Here is a 16,402-nt window from a genome sequence, read left to right as displayed (position 1 = left end):
CTGCCGGACGGTCCTGCCGGGCCCTGAGGGCCTCACGGTCACGTTGTGGTCACGATGCGGTCACAGCTGTCCGGTGTGACACGGATGTGTGACGGGGGTGACACACGGGTGTGCTAGAAACCTCCCCGCGCCGCGGCCCCGTGGCCGCGCGCGGCGGCCCGACGTCGGGCCGCGGGAGAACGCGCACACGCCCCAGAGAGGGGAACCACGAGATGAGCTCGATCCGGGTGTCCGGACGGCGACTGACCGCCGCCGCGGCAGGCATGACGGCGATCACCCTGGCGCTGACCGCCTGCGGTGGCGGAGGCAGCGACGACGAGGCCGGCGCGAACGAGGGCGGCGGTGAGGCGATCACCGTCGGCACGACCGACAAGATCACCTCGCTCGACCCGGCCGGCTCGTACGACAACGGGTCGTTCGCCGTGATGAACCAGGTGTACCCGTTCCTGATGAACACGCCGTACGGCAGCCCGGACGTCCAGCCGGACATCGCCGAGTCGGCCGAGTTCACCTCGCCCACCGAGTACACGGTCAAGCTCAAGCCGGGCCTGAAGTGGGCCAACGGGCACGACCTGACCTCCTCGGACGTGAAGTTCACGTTCGACCGGCAGCTCGCCATCGCGGACGAGAACGGGCCGTCGTCGCTGCTGTACAACCTCGAGTCGACCGAGGCCGTCGACGACACCACCGTCGTCTTCCACCTCAAGAGCGAGAACGACCAGGTCTTCCCGCAGATCCTGTCCTCGCCCGCCGGCCCGATCGTCGACGAGGAGGTCTTCGCGGCGGACGCGCTCACGCCCGACCAGGAGATCGTCGACGGCGAGGCGTTCGCCGGCCAGTACGTCATCACCAGCTACGAGGTGAACTCCCTCATCACCTACGAGGCGTACGACGGCTACCAGGGCGTGCTCGGCGCCGCGAAGACGCCGGAGGTCAACGTCCGGTACTTCGCCGACTCGTCGAACCTCAAGCTCGAGGTCCAGGAGGGCGGCGTCGACGTGGCGTTCCGCTCGCTGTCCGCGACCGACGTCGAGGACCTGCGCGGCGACGACGGCGTCAAGGTCGTCGAGGGCCCGGGCGGGGAGATCCGCTACATCACGTTCAACTTCGACACGCAGCCGTACGGTGCCGCGCAGCCCGACGCCGACGCGGACAAGGCGCTCGCCGTCCGCCAGGCCGTGGCGCACCTGCTCGACCGCGACGCGATCGCGGAGCAGGTCTACAAGGGCACCTACACGCCGCTGTACTCCTTCGTCCCGGCGGGCCTGACCGGCGCCACCGAGCCCCTCAAGGAGATGTACGGCGACGGCCAGGGCGCGCCCGACGCCGCCAAGGCCAAGGAGGTGCTCGAGGCCGCCGGCGTCACGACGCCTGTCGAGCTCAGCCTGCAGTACTCGAACGACCACTACGGCCCGTCGTCGGGCGACGAGTACGCCCTGATCAAGGACCAGCTCGAGGCCGACGGCCTGTTCACGGTGAACCTGCAGACCACCGAGTGGGTGCAGTACTCGAAGGACCGCACGTCCGACGTCTACCCGGCCTACCAGCTCGGCTGGTTCCCGGACTACTCCGACGCCGACAACTACCTGACGCCGTTCTTCCTCAAGGAGAACTTCCTCGGCAACCACTACGACAACGCCGAGGTGAACGACCTGATCCTGCAGCAGGCGGTGACGGCCGACGCGGCGGAGCGCGCCGCGCTCATCGGCCAGATCCAGGAGGCGGTGGCCGCGGACCTGTCCACGGTGCCGTACCTGCAGGGTGCGCAGGTGGCGGTCGTGGCGTCCGACATCGAGGGCGCCGAGGACACGCTGGACGCGTCGTTCAAGTTCCGCTACGGCGCGCTGTCGCGGGGCTGACACCGGTCGTGGCTTCGCGCGGTACGGCGGGAGGCGCACTGGGACGGTACGTCCTGGTGCGCCTCCTGCTGATCATCCCCACGGTGTTCATCCTCGTCACCACGGTGTTCGTGCTCATGCGCGCCACCGGTGACCCGATCACGGCGGCCCTCGGCGGCCGCCTCACCCCCGACCAGCTCGCCGAGCGCATCCACGAGGCCGGCTACGACCGGCCCCTGGTCGTGCAGTACTGGGAGTACCTCACCGGCATCTTCCGCGGCGACTTCGGGACCACGCTCAGCGACAACCGGCCGGTCACCGAGATCCTCACGCAGTACGGTGCGGCCACCCTCGAGCTGACGGTGTACGCCGTCGTCGTCGCCCTCGTGGTGGGCATCCCGCTGGGCATGCTCGCCGCGTCGTTCCGCGACCGGTGGCCCGACGCCGTCCTGCGGGTGCTGGCGATCCTCGCCTACGCGACGCCCGTGTTCTTCGCCGGCCTGCTGCTCAAGCTGGTCTTCTCCGTCGGCCTCGGCTGGTTCCCCGTCGCGGGGCGCGTGTCGACGTCCGGCGAGATCGAGATGGCCAAGGCGGACGCCGGCTCCGGCTTCATGCTGGTCGACGCCATCGCGACGGGCGACCCCGAGGTGGTCGGCGACGTGCTGCGGCACGCGGCGCTGCCGGCGATCGCGCTCGGCCTGCTCACCGCCGGCGTCTTCCTGCGCCTCGTGCGCACCAACATGATCGGCACGCTCGGCACGGAGTACGTCGACGCCGCCCGCTCGCGCGGCGTGCGCGAGTCGCGGCTCGTGCGGGCGCACGCCTGGCGCCCGGCGCTCATCCCGATCATCACGGTGGTGGGCATGCAGGTGGCGATGCTGCTGGTGGGCGCGGTGCTCACCGAGACCACGTTCGAGTGGCGCGGCCTCGGCTTCCAGCTGTCGGAGTACCTGCAGGCCCGCGACTTCGTGGCCGTGCAGGGCATCGTCGTGCTGATGGCCGTCGTCGTGGCGGTGACGAACTTCCTCGTGGACGTCATCGCCGCCCTCGTCGACCCGAGGGTGAGGTACTGACATGGCTCAGCTCGACTCCGGCCTCGGGCCGGTCGGCACCGCGGGCGCGGCGCCCGTGCACGCGCGCGGGCGCGGCGGCTGGCTGCGCAGGCTGCCGGTGGTGCACCAGCTGCGCCAGAGCGTCGGCCTGCAGCGCGGCCCGCTCGTGGCGGGGCTCGTGCTCACCGGGCTCTTCGTGCTGGTCGCCGTGCTGGCGCCGGTGCTCGCCCCCTACGACCACAGCCAGCTGCGCACCCCCGAGGGCGCCTTCGGCGCCCAGCAGCCGCCGTCGGCCGAGCACTGGCTCGGCACCACGGTGGGCGGCTACGACGTGCTGTCCCGGGTGATCTGGGGCGCGCAGACGGCGCTGTACGTCGTCGTCGTGGCGATCCTCGCCTCCATCGTGATCGGCGTGGTGCTCGGCCTGGTGTCCGGGTACTTCGGCGGCTGGCTCGACCGCGTGCTGGTGGTCGTGGCGGACGCGATCTACGCTTTCCCGTCGCTGCTGCTCGCGATCCTGGCCGCGATCGTCATCTCCGGCGGCCAGGCCTCCATGTGGGGCGGCATCATGGCCACCGCGCTGAGCATCACCGTGGTGTTCGTGCCGCAGTACTTCCGGGTGGTGCGCTCCGAGGTGGTCCGGGTCAAGGGCGAGGCGTTCGTCGACGCCGCCCGGGTGCTCGGCTCCGGGCACGTGCGGATCATGACGCGGCACGTGCTGCGCAACTCCGTGCGCACGCTGCCGCTGATCGTCACCCTCAACGCCTCCGAGGCGATCCTCACGCTCGCCGGGCTGGGCTTCCTCGGCTTCGGCATCGAGCCCACCGCCGCGGCGGAGTGGGGCTACGACCTGCAGCGCTCCATCGCCGACGTCACGTCGGGCATCTGGTGGACCGCGCTGTTCCCCGGCCTGGCGATCGTCGTCGTCGCGCTCGGCATGACGCTGGTGGGCGAGTCGCTCAACGACCTGGCCGACCCGCGGCTGCGCACGCGCACGGCGTCGGCGGACGTCGCCGGCGACGTCGCGCAGACGTCGGTGCAGGCGTCGGTGGAGACGTCGGTGGAGGCGGAGCTGAAGGCGGCCGGCCCCACCGCGGGCCCGGCCGGGCCCGAGCAGAAGGAGGACCGCGCATGAGCGCCTCGACAGCGCCGGGCCGCGACCCGGTGGTGGTGATCAAGGACCTGGCCGTCTCGTTCGCCACCGACCACGGGCCGGTGCGCGCCGTCGACGGCGTGGACCTCGAGGTCAACCCCGGCGAGGTGCTCGCGATCGTCGGCGAGTCCGGCTCGGGCAAGACCGTCACGGCGAAGACCATCCTGGGGCTGCTGCCCCCGACGGCCACGACGCGCGGCGCCGTGCTGCTGTCCGGGCGGGACGGCGCCACCGACGTCGTGTCCGTGCCGGCGGCGCGGCTGCGCCAGGTGCGCGGCCGCGACGTCGCGATGGTGTTCCAGGAGCCGTCCACGGCGCTCAACCCGGTGTACCCGGTGGGCTGGCAGATCGCCGAGGGGCTGCGCGCCCACGGCCGGGTGTCGCGCTCCGAGGCGCGCGCCCGGGCGGTCGAGGCGCTGCGGCAGGTCGGCATCCCCGACCCGGAGCAGCGGGTGAACCACTACCCGCACCAGTTCTCCGGCGGGCAGAAGCAGCGCATCGTCATCGCGATGGCGCTGGCCCTCGGCCCGGGGCTGATCGTCGCGGACGAGCCGACGACGGCGCTCGACGTCACCGTGCAGGCGGAGATCCTGGAGCTGCTGCGGCGGCTGCGGGACGAGACCGGCACCGCCATCGTGCTCATCACCCACAACATGGGCGTGGTGGCCGACCTGGCCGACCGCGTCGCGGTGATGTACCAGGGCAAGGTCGTGGAGCAGGCGTCCGTGGGCGAGCTCTTCGCGCAGCCGCAGGCGGCGTACACCCGGGCGCTGCTGGGCGCCGTGCCGCGTATCGGCGAGGGCACCGCCCGCGCCGAGGCGCGCGCCGCGGACCGCCCCGCGGGGTGGGCCGACGCCGAGCCGGTGGTGCAGGCGACCGACCTGACCATCACCTACCCGGGCCGGTTCCGCCGGCCGGGGTTCACCGCCGTCGACGGGGTGTCGCTGGCCATCCGGCCCGGCGAGGTGCTCGGCCTGGTGGGGGAGTCCGGCTCGGGCAAGACGACGATCGCCCGCGCGATCGCCGGCCTGCAGCCGGCCAGCGGCGGCTCGCTGCGCGTGCTCGGCACCGAGATGCGCGGGGCGCGCCCGGCCGCCCTCAAGGCCATGCGGCCGCGGCTCGGGTTCGTGTTCCAGGACCCGGCGACGAGCTTCAACCCGCTGCTGACCATCGCCGAGTGCGTGGCCGAGCCGCTCGTCGTGCACGGCCGGGCGTCGTCGCCGGCGGCGGCCCGCCGGCGCGTCGACGAGCTGCTCGAGGCGGTGCAGCTGCCCCGCTCGTACGGCGACCGGTTCCCGCACGAGCTGTCCGGCGGCCAGCGCCAGCGCGCGTCGCTGGCCCGGGCCCTGGCGCTGGACCCGGAGCTGCTGGTGGCCGACGAGCCGACGTCGGCGCTGGACGTGTCGGTGCAGGCGCGGGTGCTGGAGCTGTTCGCCGAGCTGCAGAAGGAGCTCGGGTTCGCCTGCCTGTTCGTCTCGCACGACCTGGCCGTGGTGGACCTGCTGGCCGACCGGATCGCGGTGCTGTACCGCGGCCGGCTGGTCGAGGAGGGCACCGGCGCCGAGGTGCTCGGCGCCCCGCGGGAGGACTACACGCGGCGGCTGCTGGCCTCGCTGCCGGTCCCGGACCCGGTCGCGCAGCGCGCGCGGCGCGAGGAGCTGGCGGCGCTGACGCGCTGACCCTCCCCGCCCGAGATAGAGAGGTCCCCGCCCGAGATAGAGAGCTACCTCTCTATCTCGGGCGGGGACCTCTCTATCTCGGCGGAGGACTAGAAGAGCTGGCGCCAGTTGGCCTGGGCCAGGTCGAGCAGCTCGTCGCCCTTGCCGGACAGCACGGTGCGGATCGCGTACAGCGTGAAGCCCTGCGCCTGCTCGGCCGTGATGGTCGGCGGGATGGCCAGCTCCTGCCGCTCGGTGACGACGTCGAGCAGCGCGGGCCCGTCGTGCGCGAGCACCTCCTTGACGGCGCCCGGCAGCGCCTTGGCCGACTCCACCCGCACCCCCTTGACCCCCATCGCCTCGGCGAGCTTCGCGAGGTCCGGGTTCTGCAGCCCGGTGGAGTGCGTGACGAACCCGGCGGCCTTCATCTCCAGCTCGATGAAGTTCAGCGAGGAGTTGTTGAACACGACGACCTTGACCGGCAGCTTGTTCTGGACGAGCGTCAGCAGCTCGCCCAGCAGCATCGCCAGGCCACCGTCGCCGGCCAGCGCGACGACCTGGCGGCCCGGCTGGGCCGCCTGCACGCCGATCGCCTGCGACACGGCGTTCGCCATCGACCCGTGGGTGAACGACCCGATGAGCCGCCGGCGCCCGTTCATCCGCAGGTAGCGCGCCGCCCACACCACGGGCGAGCCGACGTCGGGCAGGAAGACGGCGTCGTCGTCGGCCGCCTCGTCCACGACGCGGGCCAGGTACTGCGGGTGGATCGTGCGGCGCGACGGCGTCGCCAGGTCGTCGAGGCTCTTGCGGGCCCGCGCGTAGTGCTTGCGCATCGCGTCCAGGTGCCGGGTGTCGTGCCGGTCGCGCAGCCGGGGCAGCAGCGCCGTCGCCGTCTCCTTGACCCCGCCGACGACGGGCACGTCCACCTTGGCGCGCCGGCCGATCTGCTCGCCGCGCACGTCGACCTGCACGATCGTCGAGTCCCGCGGGAAGAACTGGGGATAGGGGAAGTCGGTGCCGAGCATCAGCAGCGTGTCGCACGCCTCCATCGCCCGGTAGCCGCTGCTGAAGCCCAGCAGCCCGGTCATGCCGACGTCGTAGGGGTTGTCCGGCTCGACGAACTCCTTGCCGCGCATCGCGTGCACGACCGGCGCCTTGAGCCGCTCCGCCAGGGCCACCAGCTCGTCGTGCGCGCCCTGCACCCCGGCACCCGCGAGGATCGTCACGCGCTCGGCCGTGTTGAGCGCGGTCGCGGCCGCCGACACCGCCGCCTCCGCGGGCACCACGTGCGGCGCGTCGATGTGGAACGCCTCCGGCTGGGCGTCGATCTGGGACAGCGCGATGTCGCCCGCGAGGACCAGCACCGCCACGCCGCGCTTGGACAGCGCCTCGTGCACGGCGATGCGCAGCAGGCGGGGCATCTGCTCGGGCTTGGAGACGACCGCCGCGTAGACCGAGCACTCCCGGAACACGTCCCGCGGGTTCGTCTCCTGGAAGTAGCCCGTGCCGATCTCGGAGCTGGGGATGTCCGCGGCGATGGCGAGCACCGGCACGCGGGAGCGCTGCGCGTCGTACAGGCCGTTGATCAGGTGCAGGTTCCCGGGCCCAGCGCTGCCGGCGCACACGGCGAGCCGGCCCGTGACGGCGGCCTCGGCCGACGCCGCGAACGCCGCCGCCTCCTCGTGCCGCACATGGACCCACTCCACGTCACCGTTGCGCCGCAGCGCGTCGGTGACCCCGTTGAGCGAGTCCCCGGCGATCCCGTAGACCCGCCGGACACCGGAGGAGTGGAGGCTGTCGACGAGGTGCTGGGCGACTGTTGGCATGGGGCTTCCTCACGGTCGTGGCTCGCGGGCTTCCTTGCTCCGCACGAGGCTATGGCCGCCCTCGTCCGCCCGCCGCTCGGCTCAGGTGATGCCGAGCGCCTCGCGCCACGCCGCCGGGACCAGCGCATAGCCGACGAACGCCACGACGTCGAGCAGCGTGTGCGCCACGATCAGCGGCACCACGCGCCGTCGGCCCCACCGCGACCGGTAGAACCAGCCGAACACCAGCCCCATCGCCACGTTGCCGAGGAACGGCCCGAAGCCCTGGTACAGGTGGTACGAGCCGCGCAGCAGCGCGCTGGCGAGGACGAACCGCCACGGCCCCCAGCCCAGGTCGCGGGTGCGCTCGAAGAGGTAGGCCACCACGATGACCTCCTCCAGCACGGCGTTCTCGATCGCCGAGGCCACCAGCACCGGCACCGTCCACCAGTGCGCGTCCAGGCCGCTGGCCTGCACCGACACCGTGATGCCCAGGGCCCGCCCGAGGGCGTAGAAGGCCAGGCCCGGGATGCCGATCGCCGCGGCGAGGGCGACGCCCCAGCCGACGTCGCGCCGCCGTCGGCCCGGCACCAGGTCCGCGCCGCGGGCGGACCAGTCGAGCCCGGTCGCGCGGCTGACCGGCGGGGCGCCGCGGCGCTGCGCGAGCAGGTAGACCGCCAGGGCCACCGGCACCAGCGCGAACCCGATGCCGAGCAGCTGGTACGTGAGGTCGAGGTACGGCCGCGGCGACTGGGAGGCGTTGAGCGTGGTGCTCTGCTCGGCCAGCGGCGTCGTCTCCGTCAAGCGCGCGGCGATGTTCACCACCGCGTACACGCCCGACTTCGCGAGGCTGAGCAGCAGCAGGATCCAGATCTCCCAGGTGATCCGCCGGCGCTCGGCGGCGCCGGGGCGCACCAGCGGTGGGGCGGGGTCGGGGACGACGGCGGTCACCCGACCAGGCTAGGCCGCGACCCTGGGCGCGGCCTGCGGCCGGGCTGCGGACCGGCCGCAGGCGTGCCGCCCACCGGCCGCAGGCGCGCCGCCCACCGTTCCCAGGCGTGCCGCCCACCGTCCCGGCGGTGGGCGGCAGCGCAGGGCAGGAGGGCCCGGTCAGGCGCGCGGGGTCAGCCCGTTCGCCCGCGCCACCGAGCCGAGCCAGCCCAGCGACGGCTTCGGCCGGCGCTCGAACGTGTCCTTGTCGACCTCGATCAGGCCGAACGTCGGCCGGTAGCCCGACGCCCACTCGTAGTTGTCCAGCAGGCTCCAGTGCAGGTAGCCCTCGACGCGGACGCCGTCGGCGATCGCCGCGTGCAGCCCGGCGAGCGCCGCCTCGGTGTAGTCGACGCGGCGGGCGTCGTCGGCGGTGGCGATGCCGTTCTCGGTGACGAACACCGGCACGCCCTGGGTCTTCTCCCAGGCCGAGCGCACGCCGTGCTCGAGCGCGAGCGGGTAGTACTCCCAGCCGGTGAGGGTGGTCTCGACGCCCTCGGGCACCGGGCGCGGACCGTCGGGGCCGATGATCGTGCGCGTGTAGGCCTGCACGCCCACCCAGTCGTCGCCGCGGGCGGCCTCGAGGTACCAGTCGTCGCGCTGGTGGCCGTACTCGTGGGCCACGTCCTCGCAGCCCGGCTCGGGCTGGAAGTCCTGGGTGGCCACCGTCCAGCCCGACCGGATGCCGCCGACGCCGGCGAGGATCTCGCGGGCGCGGTGGTGGCTCTCGAGCAGGGTGTCCGCCACGTGCAGGTCGGGCGCGGGCAGGCCGTAGGCCACGAGGTTGGCCGGGTCCTCGCCGCCGGCGATCATCGCGGCGATGTTCGGCTCGTTGATGGTGCACACCCACTCGACGTCGTCGCCGAGAATCGGCAGTGCGAGCTCGGTGAACCGGGCGAACCGGTCGGCCGCCTTGGGGGAGCGCCACATGCCCTCGTCGGCGAACCAGCGCGGCACGGTGAAGTGCATGAGCGTGACCATCGGGGTGATGCCGAGCTCGAGAGCCGTCTCCACCATGCGGCGGTAGTGCGCCACGCCGGCCTTGGAGACGAAACCCTCCTCGGGCTCGATGCGGCTCCACTCGATGCTGAACCGGTAGGTGTCCAGCCCGGCGTCGACGAGGCACTGCATGTCCTCGCGGTAGCGGTGGAAGGAGTCGCAGGCGTCGCCGCTGGGCTCCACGATCGAGGTGCCCTCGGCCCACTCGCGAGGCCACCAGTCGTTGGCGTAGTTGTTGCCCTCGATCTGGTGGGCCGCGGTGGCGGCCCCCCAGCGGAAGCCGTCGGGGAAGTGCAGCACGGTGTTCCTCACTGTCGTTCGTCGTCTCGGGTCTCAGGGGTGCCGGGTCTCAGGGGTGCCGGGTCTCAGGGGTGCCGGGGTGTCAGGGGCGCCGGGTTCTCAGGGGGTGCCGGGGCTCGGCGCCGGTCCAGAAGCCGGCGAGCAGGTCGGCGGTCGCCGCGGGGTTCTCCACGTTGGGCAGGTGCCCGGCCTGCTCGACGACGGCGTACCGGGCGCCGAGGCGCTCGGCCATGAGGCGCTGCCACGGCTGCGGCCACGCGGCGTCGTCGACGCCGTGCGCCACGAGCACCGGCAGGCCGGTCGCAGCGAGCGCCGGCGTGACGTCCTGGACGTCGGCGAGCACCTCGATCGCGCCGAGCAGGTTGTCGACGCTGGTGGCGGCCGACCGCTCGCGCAGGAACCGGGTGTCGGGGTCCAGCGAGCCCAGCAGCCCGGGGTCGGCGGCGAGGCGCCGGGCGAGCGCCGGGTTGTCGAGCGTCCACAGGTCCACGCGGCCGGCCGCGGCGAGCAGCCGGGCGCGCTCGGCCTCCTTGCGGCCGGGCCAGCCGTGCGGGCCGGAGCACAGCATCGTCAGGCTGGCGAACGGCCGCGGGTCGCGGACGGCGGTGTGCGCCGCGACGGTGCCGCCGAAGCTGTGGCCCAGGAGGTGCAGCGCGCCCGCGCCGGACCCGGCGCCCACCCCCGCCCCGGACCCGGCGCCGAGCCCCGCGGCGTCGGCCACGACGACGGCGACGTCGAGCGCGTCGCCGGTGAAGTCCTCGCGCCGGTACTGCTCGACGCCGGCCGGAGCCGCCGAGTCGGCCTGCCCGCGCTGGGAGTACGTCCACGCCTCGACGCCGCGCTCCGCCAGCAGCGGCAGCAGCAGCCGGTGGTCCTCCTTGGAGCCGGTGAAGCCCGGCACCAGCAGCGCGACCGCGCGCCGGTCCACGCCGTCCGGCACCTGCGCCCGCAAGGCGGTCAGCGGCCCGACGGGCACGTCGAGCACCAGCGGCTCCACGCCGGCGGGCAGCGGCAGCACCGAGAACGGGCGGCCGGGCCGGGCGCTCACGCGACGCCCCCGAACCGGCGGGCCGGCTGCGGGATCGCGTCCAGCAGGCGGGTCGTGTACTCGTCCTCGGGGAATCGCAGCACCTGCGCGGTGCCGCCGGACTCCACCACCCTGCCGTGGTGCAGCACCATGATCCGGTCGGTGATGACGCGGGCGGACAGCAGGTCGTGCGTGATGTACAGCAGCGAGACGCCGGTCTCGGCGCGCAGCTCCTCGAGCAGGGCCAGCACGCCGGCACGCAGGGAGACGTCGAGCATCGACACCGGCTCGTCGGCGATCAGCACCTGCGGGTCCGAGGCGAGCGCCCGGGCGATGACCACGCGCTGGCGCTGGCCCCCGGACAGCTGGTGCGGCAGCTTCGCGGCGAACTGCTCGACCGGCGTCAGCCCCACCTTCTCCAGCAGGCCCAGCACGCGCTCGCGGGCGGCCTCGCCGCGCAGACCCGTGTAGTTCTCGACCGGCCGGGTGAGCGTGTACTCCACCGTGTGCAGCGGGTTGAGCGCCGAGTACGGGTCCTGGAACACCATCTGGACGTCGGTGTGCAGGCGCTTGAGCTGGTGGCGGCGGAGCCGGTCGACCTGCAGGTCGCCGAACGTGACGGTGCCCGAGGTGGGCCGCTCGACGCCGGTGACCATCTTGGCGATGGTCGACTTGCCGGAGCCGGACTGGCCGACCAGCGCCATCGCGGCGCCGGGCTCGAGCCGGAACGAGACGTCGTCCACAGCCGTGACCGGCTGCTCGCCGCGGCGCGGCGGCGGGTAGACCTTGGACACGTGGTCGACGACGATCGCGTCGCGGGCCGCGCGGCGGCCGGTCGCGGGGGTCCCCGCCGCCGGGACGGTCCCGGCGGCCGGAGCCGACGCCGGTGCGGCCCCGGGCTCCGTCACCGCCGGGGCGCGCCGCTCGAGCCCGGGCAGCTCGACGACCTCGGCGCGCGGGTCGGCGTAGTGGCTCAGCAGCATCTGCGTGTACGGGTGTGCGGGCGCCTCGAAGACCTGCCGCGCCGCGCCGTCCTCGACCACCTCGCCGTCGTGCATGACGACGACGCGCTGCGCCGACTCCAGCACCACGCCGAGGTCGTGGCTGATGAGCACGGCCGTGAACCCCTCGGCGGCCTGCAGCTCGCGGATGGTGTCCATGACGGCGTGCTGCACGAGCACGTCGAGGGCGGTGGTGGGCTCGTCGAACACCATGAGCCGCGGCTCGAGGCTCAGGGCCAGGGCGATCGAGACGCGCTGGCGCATGCCGCCGGACAGCTCGCCGGGGTAGCGGTCGAGCACCGTGGACGGCAGCTGCACCTTGTCGAGCAGCTCGGTGGCGCGCCGGCGCCGGGCGGCGGTGGGCACGTGCCCGTGCGCGGCGAAGACGTCGGTGAAGTGGTTGCCCACCGTGCGCACCGGGTTGAGGGCGTTCATGCCGGACTGCAGCACCATGGCGAACCCGCCGCGGCGCTGCACGCGCAGCTCCTCGGCGTCCAGCTGCGCGACGTCCACGCCGTCGAACACGATGCGGCCCGCGGCGATCCGCGCCGGCGGCTTGTGCAGGCGCGTCACGGCGAAGCCCAGCGTGGACTTGCCGGAGCCGGACTCGCCGACCAGCCCGACGAACTCGCCCTGCTCGAGAGTGAGCGACACGTCCTTGACCGCGAGGGTCGGCGCCGCGCCGCGCGGCTCGTAGACGACTGACAGGTCCTGGATCTCGAGCAGGCTCATCGACCGCTCCCTTCCCGCAGTCGCGGGTTGCTGAGCCCGTCGACGCCGAAGTTGACGAGGGTCATCGCGGTGGCCAGCAGCGCGATGCACAGGCCGGGGGCGAACAGCAGCACCCACTGGCCGGTGAGGATGGCCATGGAGTTCTGGGCCCAGAAGATCATCGAGCCCCAGCTCACGGTCGCCATGTCGCCCAGGCCGAGGAACGACAGGCCCGACTCCGACAGGATCGCGGCGGTGGCCGCGCCGAAGAACGACCCCGCGATCATCGAGGTCATGTTCGGCAGGATCTCGCGGAAGATGATCCGCGGGGCGCTCTCGCCGGAGAACATCGCCGCGGTGACGAAGTCGCGCGAGCGCAGCGACTGCGTCTGCGAGCGCAGCACGCGCGCACCCCACGCCCAGCCGGTGATGACGACGACCAGGATGATCATCGGCAGCCCGCCGTTCTGCAGGTACGCGGCGATGATGATCATCAGCGGCAGGCCCGGCATGACCAGGAACAGGTTGACCAGGAAGTTGACGACGTCGTTGCCCCAGCCGCGCAGGTAGCCCCACGACAGGCCGATGACCACGGCGACGACGGTGGACAGCCCGCCCGCGACGAGGCCCACGAGCAGCGAGATGCGCGAGCCGTAGATCACCTGGGACAGCACGTCCTCGCCGTTGCCCGTGGTGCCGAGCCAGTGCGCCGCCGAGCCGGGCTCGTTGCGGCCGAAGGAGTCGTCGTGCGGGTCGTAGGGCGCCAGCCACGGCGCCAGGAGGGCCATGAGCACGAACACGCCGAGGATGACCAGGCCGGCGCGGGCCTTGGGGTTCGACCACACGGTGGCGACGGCGCGGCCCAGCACCTGCAGCGCGCGGCCGGGCGCGGTGGTGTCGAGCCACGTGCGACGGCCCGGCGCGGGCGGCGCGGGCGGCGTGGTGGTCGACGGCGTCGCGGCGGGCGACGTCGTGGCGAGGGCGGTGCCGGTGTCGGGCGCGGCGCCGGGAGAGTTCTCGGAGGGTCGGGTCACGGGGGTCACCGCCTCGTGCGGGGGTCGAGGATGCCGTACAGGATGTCGACGAGGAAGTTCGCCACCAGGACGCTCACGGTGATCATGAGGAACAGCGCCTGCATGAGCGGGAAGTCCTGGTTGGTCACGGCGTTGTAGAGCAGGTAGCCGACGCCGGGGTAGGCGAACACCTGCTCCACCAGCAGCGACCCGCCGACGACGCCGCCGAGCGCCATGCCGAAGCCGGTGAGGTTGGGCAGGATCGCGTTGCGCGCCGCGTAGCGGACCGCCACGGTGCGGCCGCGCAGGCCGTTGGCCTCGGCGAACGTCACGTAGTCCTCGCCGAGGGTGTTGATCATGGCGTTGCGCATGCCGAGGATCCACCCGCCGAGCGAGGTGAGCAGGATCGTGGCCGCCGGCAGCGCCGCGTGGTAGAGCGCGTCGCCGAGGAACTGCCACGACAGGTTCGGCGTCGCCGTGGCGGAGTAGGCGCCCGACGTCGGGAACCACCCGGCAACGTAGCCGAGGAAGAACACGATGAGCAGCGCCGTCCAGAAGTACGGGAACGCCGACAGGAAGCTGCCGCCCACGGTCGGCAGCGAGTCGACCCAGGTGCCGCGCCTCCACGCCGCACCGACGCCGATGAGCGTGCCGAGCACGAACGCCAGCACCGTCACCAGGCCGACCATGATCAGGGTCCAGGGCAGGGCGCCGGCGACGAGGCCGGACACCTGCTGGGGGAAGAACGTGTACGAGACGCCGAAGTCAAGCGTCAGCACGTTGCCCAGGTAGTCGACGTACTGGTTCCACCACGAGCCGCCGGGCACGCCGAGCTGCGCCTCGATGGCCGCCTGCACGGCGGGCGTGACGGGGCCGTTCTGCGCGAGCTTGGCGATCGCGGCGTCGGTGGGGGAGCCGGGCATGAGTCGCGGGATGACGAAGTTCAGCGTCACCGCCGCCCACAGGGTCAGGACCAGCAGTCCGAGCCTGCGCAGGACGTAGCGCATCGGAACCTTCCGGGTCGGGCGGGGCGGTGCGGCCCGCGGGGCGGGCCGCACCGTCACCGGCGGGGTGTCACTCGGCGGGCTCGAGGCTGGTGAGGATCAGCAGCGGGGTCGAGTCCCACGTCTTGGGCGAGGCGTACGGGTCGTCCTCGCTGGGCCACCCCGTGAAGCTCTTCGTCGAGAACAGGCCCCACGAGCCGCCGTAGAACAGCGAGATCATCGGCAGCTGGTCGTAGGTCAGCTGCTGCAGCTCCTGGGCGATCTCCACCTGGCGCTGCTCGTCGGTGGTCGTCTTGAGCTCGGCGAGCAGGGCGTCGGCGTCCGGCGAGCTGAAGCGGCCGAAGTTGCCGGACGCGGTCTCGCCGATCGGGCGGTTGAACTCCGCGCCGAGGATGCCGTTGAAGTCCTGGAACGGCTGGCCCGTGCCGCCGACGGTGCCCATGATCAGGTCGAACTGCCCGGAGCGGAGCTCCTGCTGGTAGGCGGCCGGCTGCGGCTGCACCACCTCGACCTCGATACCGAGCTCGCCGAGCTGGCCTCGCACCTGCTCGACGCCCTGCAGCCAGTCGGACCAGCCGTTCGGGGTGGTGATGCGGATCGTCAGCTGCTTGCCGTTGGCGTCGACGAGCTTGCCGCCCTGCTGCGTGTAGCCGGCCTTGGCGAAGTGCTCGAGCGCGGCGTCGGTGTCCTGGTCGACGTAGCCCTCGTTCGGGATGTCGGGGTCGAGGATGGCCTCCTGGCTCGGCAGCATCAGGCCGGTCTGGCTGGCCCGGCCCACGTAGCCCTGCATGGCCTTGTCGGCGATGGCCTGCTTGTCGAGGGCCGCCGCGAGGCCGCGGCGGAAGTCGAGGTCGTCGTACGGCGCCTTCGTCATGTTGGGGATGAGCGCGATGGTGGCGCCGGCCGGGAACCAGTACGTGTTGTGGTCCGGGTCGGCCTTGACCCAGGTTTCCTCGACGTCGCTCATGAACGCGTACGCCCAGTCGTAGCCGTTGTTGACGATGTCGAGCTCCGAGTTGGCCGCGGGCTGCACGAGCTCCTCGACGGCCACCTTGTCGGCCTGCCAGTAGTCCTGGTTCTTCTCGAGCGTGTACTGGTTCGGGGTGAACTCCCCGAGCGTGTACGGGCCGGTGCCCACCGGGTTCTCGTTGGTGAACGTGACCGGGTCCGGCACGTCCTTCCACAGGTGCTCGGGCACGATCAGCGACTGGCTGATGATCTGCGCGGCCGGCACGTCCTCGGCGGACAGGTGGACGACGACGTCCTGCCCGTCGACCTCGGCCGACTCCATGTGGCTCCAGACGCCCTTGAGGTCGAGCTGCGGGTGCTTCTTGAGCAGGTCGAACGTGAACACGACGTCCTCGGGCGTGAACGCCTCGCCGTCGGACCAGGTGACGCCCTCGCGGATGTGGAAGACGATGGTCCGGGCGTCCGGCTGCTCGTAGCCGGTGGCCAGCCACGGCGTCTCCTCGCCGCTCATCTCGTTGATGATCACGAGGGGCTCGTAGATGTAGGTGGCGGTGTTGCGCTTGCCCGACGAGAACGGGTTGAAGTTCCGGTCGAACGTCGGCGAGCCGTTGTCGGCGGCGATGAGCATCGAGCTGTTCCCGCCACGGTCCGAGGCGGCGCCCTGGTTCGTCTGCACCGGTGCCGAGCACGCTGCCGTGGCGAGCACGCCGACCGTGACGGCGGCGGCCGCGAGCCGCCGTGCCGTGCGCGCTGTGCGCGTCATGTCATCCACTCCTCTTCGTCGAGGCCTCTCCTGCGAGGGGCCGCGCGCCGCTGTCGCGCGCTGCAGTGTGTGAGTGTAAGCGCATACATCGGCGGTGGACAACCGTGCCGGCGACGCCG

12 protein-coding genes are annotated in these 16,402 nt (G+C 72.7%); 4 read left to right on the top strand and 8 right to left on the bottom strand.

Going from position 1 to position 16,402, the window contains the following annotated elements; translation table 11 throughout:
* Positions 1–212 precede the first annotated feature (212 nt).
* Genes GSF02_RS03245 through GSF02_RS03230 form a run of 4 tightly spaced genes read left to right on the top strand, consistent with a single transcriptional unit; the run spans position 213 to position 5,722 of the window.
* Entirely contained in the window at positions 213–1,859 is a 1,647-nt protein-coding gene (locus GSF02_RS03245; RefSeq protein ID WP_159792686.1) for an ABC transporter substrate-binding protein, read from the top strand.
* An 8-nt stretch (positions 1,860–1,867) separates the two neighbouring features.
* Positions 1,868–2,911: an ABC transporter permease gene (locus GSF02_RS03240; protein WP_159792684.1), complete on the top strand. Its 1,044-nt coding sequence runs from the start codon at positions 1,868–1,870 to the stop codon at positions 2,909–2,911.
* 1 nt (position 2,912) lies between these two features.
* Entirely contained in the window at positions 2,913–4,025 is a 1,113-nt protein-coding gene (locus GSF02_RS03235; RefSeq protein WP_159792682.1) for an ABC transporter permease, read from the top strand.
* Positions 4,022–5,722, top strand: coding sequence for an ABC transporter ATP-binding protein (locus tag GSF02_RS03230; protein WP_159792680.1), 1,701 nt, complete (start codon positions 4,022–4,024; stop codon positions 5,720–5,722). The genes GSF02_RS03235 and GSF02_RS03230 overlap by 4 nt, the downstream gene beginning before the upstream one ends.
* A gap of 89 nt (positions 5,723–5,811) precedes the next feature.
* Here GSF02_RS03230 and poxB read toward each other — a convergent pair whose 3' ends face one another.
* From poxB to GSF02_RS03190, 8 genes are all read right to left on the bottom strand, one after another.
* Positions 5,812–7,527 (bottom strand): ubiquinone-dependent pyruvate dehydrogenase, encoded by a 1,716-nt coding sequence (gene poxB, locus GSF02_RS03225; RefSeq protein WP_159792678.1) that lies wholly within the window; start codon positions 7,525–7,527, stop codon positions 5,812–5,814.
* 81 nt (positions 7,528–7,608) lie between these two features.
* Positions 7,609–8,457: a CPBP family intramembrane glutamic endopeptidase gene (locus GSF02_RS03220; protein WP_159792676.1), complete on the bottom strand. Its 849-nt coding sequence runs from the start codon at positions 8,455–8,457 to the stop codon at positions 7,609–7,611.
* 159 nt (positions 8,458–8,616) lie between these two features.
* Positions 8,617–9,807 (bottom strand): glycoside hydrolase family 1 protein, encoded by a 1,191-nt coding sequence (locus GSF02_RS03215; protein ID WP_235915330.1) that lies wholly within the window; start codon positions 9,805–9,807, stop codon positions 8,617–8,619.
* Positions 9,808–9,877: 70 nt separating this feature from the next.
* On the bottom strand, positions 9,878–10,843 hold the full coding sequence (locus tag GSF02_RS03210) for an alpha/beta fold hydrolase (RefSeq protein WP_159792674.1): 966 nt from the start codon (positions 10,841–10,843) through the stop codon (positions 9,878–9,880).
* A complete protein-coding gene (locus GSF02_RS03205; protein WP_159792672.1) occupies positions 10,840–12,555 on the bottom strand; it encodes an ABC transporter ATP-binding protein in 1,716 nt (571 codons plus the stop codon). Before GSF02_RS03205 ends, GSF02_RS03210 begins: the two co-directional genes overlap by 4 nt.
* Positions 12,552–13,568, bottom strand: a complete 1,017-nt coding sequence (locus GSF02_RS03200) for an ABC transporter permease (RefSeq protein ID WP_235915329.1) — start codon at positions 13,566–13,568, stop codon at positions 12,552–12,554. Before GSF02_RS03200 ends, GSF02_RS03205 begins: the two co-directional genes overlap by 4 nt.
* A gap of 5 nt (positions 13,569–13,573) precedes the next feature.
* Positions 13,574–14,554 carry an ABC transporter permease gene (locus GSF02_RS03195; RefSeq protein ID WP_159792670.1) on the bottom strand — a complete coding sequence of 327 codons (981 nt, stop codon included), beginning with the start codon at positions 14,552–14,554 and terminating at the stop codon, positions 13,574–13,576.
* A 67-nt stretch (positions 14,555–14,621) separates the two neighbouring features.
* A complete protein-coding gene (locus tag GSF02_RS03190) occupies positions 14,622–16,283 on the bottom strand; it encodes an ABC transporter substrate-binding protein (RefSeq protein ID WP_159792668.1) in 1,662 nt (553 codons plus the stop codon).
* Between the last annotated feature and the right edge of the window lie 119 nt (positions 16,284–16,402).

This window comes from Puerhibacterium puerhi, from assembly GCF_009846865.1.
GTDB classification, from domain to species: Bacteria; Actinomycetota; Actinomycetes; order Actinomycetales; family Cellulomonadaceae; genus Puerhibacterium; species Puerhibacterium puerhi.
This window is presented reverse-complemented; position numbering and strand designations above follow the sequence as displayed.

What these genes read in the sequence shown, in the direction of transcription:
- GSF02_RS03245 (WP_159792686.1), top strand. Translation starts at nt 213, where the DNA reads ATGAGCTCGATCCGGGTGTCCGGACGGCGACTGACCGCCGCCGCGGCA.
- GSF02_RS03235 (WP_159792682.1), top strand. Translation starts at nt 2,913, where the DNA reads ATGGCTCAGCTCGACTCCGGCCTCGGGCCGGTCGGCACCGCGGGCGCG.
- GSF02_RS03230 (WP_159792680.1), top strand. Translation starts at nt 4,022, where the DNA reads ATGAGCGCCTCGACAGCGCCGGGCCGCGACCCGGTGGTGGTGATCAAG.
- poxB (WP_159792678.1), bottom strand. Translation starts at nt 7,527, where the DNA reads ATGCCAACAGTCGCCCAGCACCTCGTCGACAGCCTCCACTCCTCCGGT.
- GSF02_RS03205 (WP_159792672.1), bottom strand. Translation starts at nt 12,555, where the DNA reads ATGAGCCTGCTCGAGATCCAGGACCTGTCAGTCGTCTACGAGCCGCGC.
- GSF02_RS03195 (WP_159792670.1), bottom strand. Translation starts at nt 14,554, where the DNA reads ATGCGCTACGTCCTGCGCAGGCTCGGACTGCTGGTCCTGACCCTGTGG.
- GSF02_RS03190 (WP_159792668.1), bottom strand. Translation starts at nt 16,283, where the DNA reads ATGACGCGCACAGCGCGCACGGCACGGCGGCTCGCGGCCGCCGCCGTC.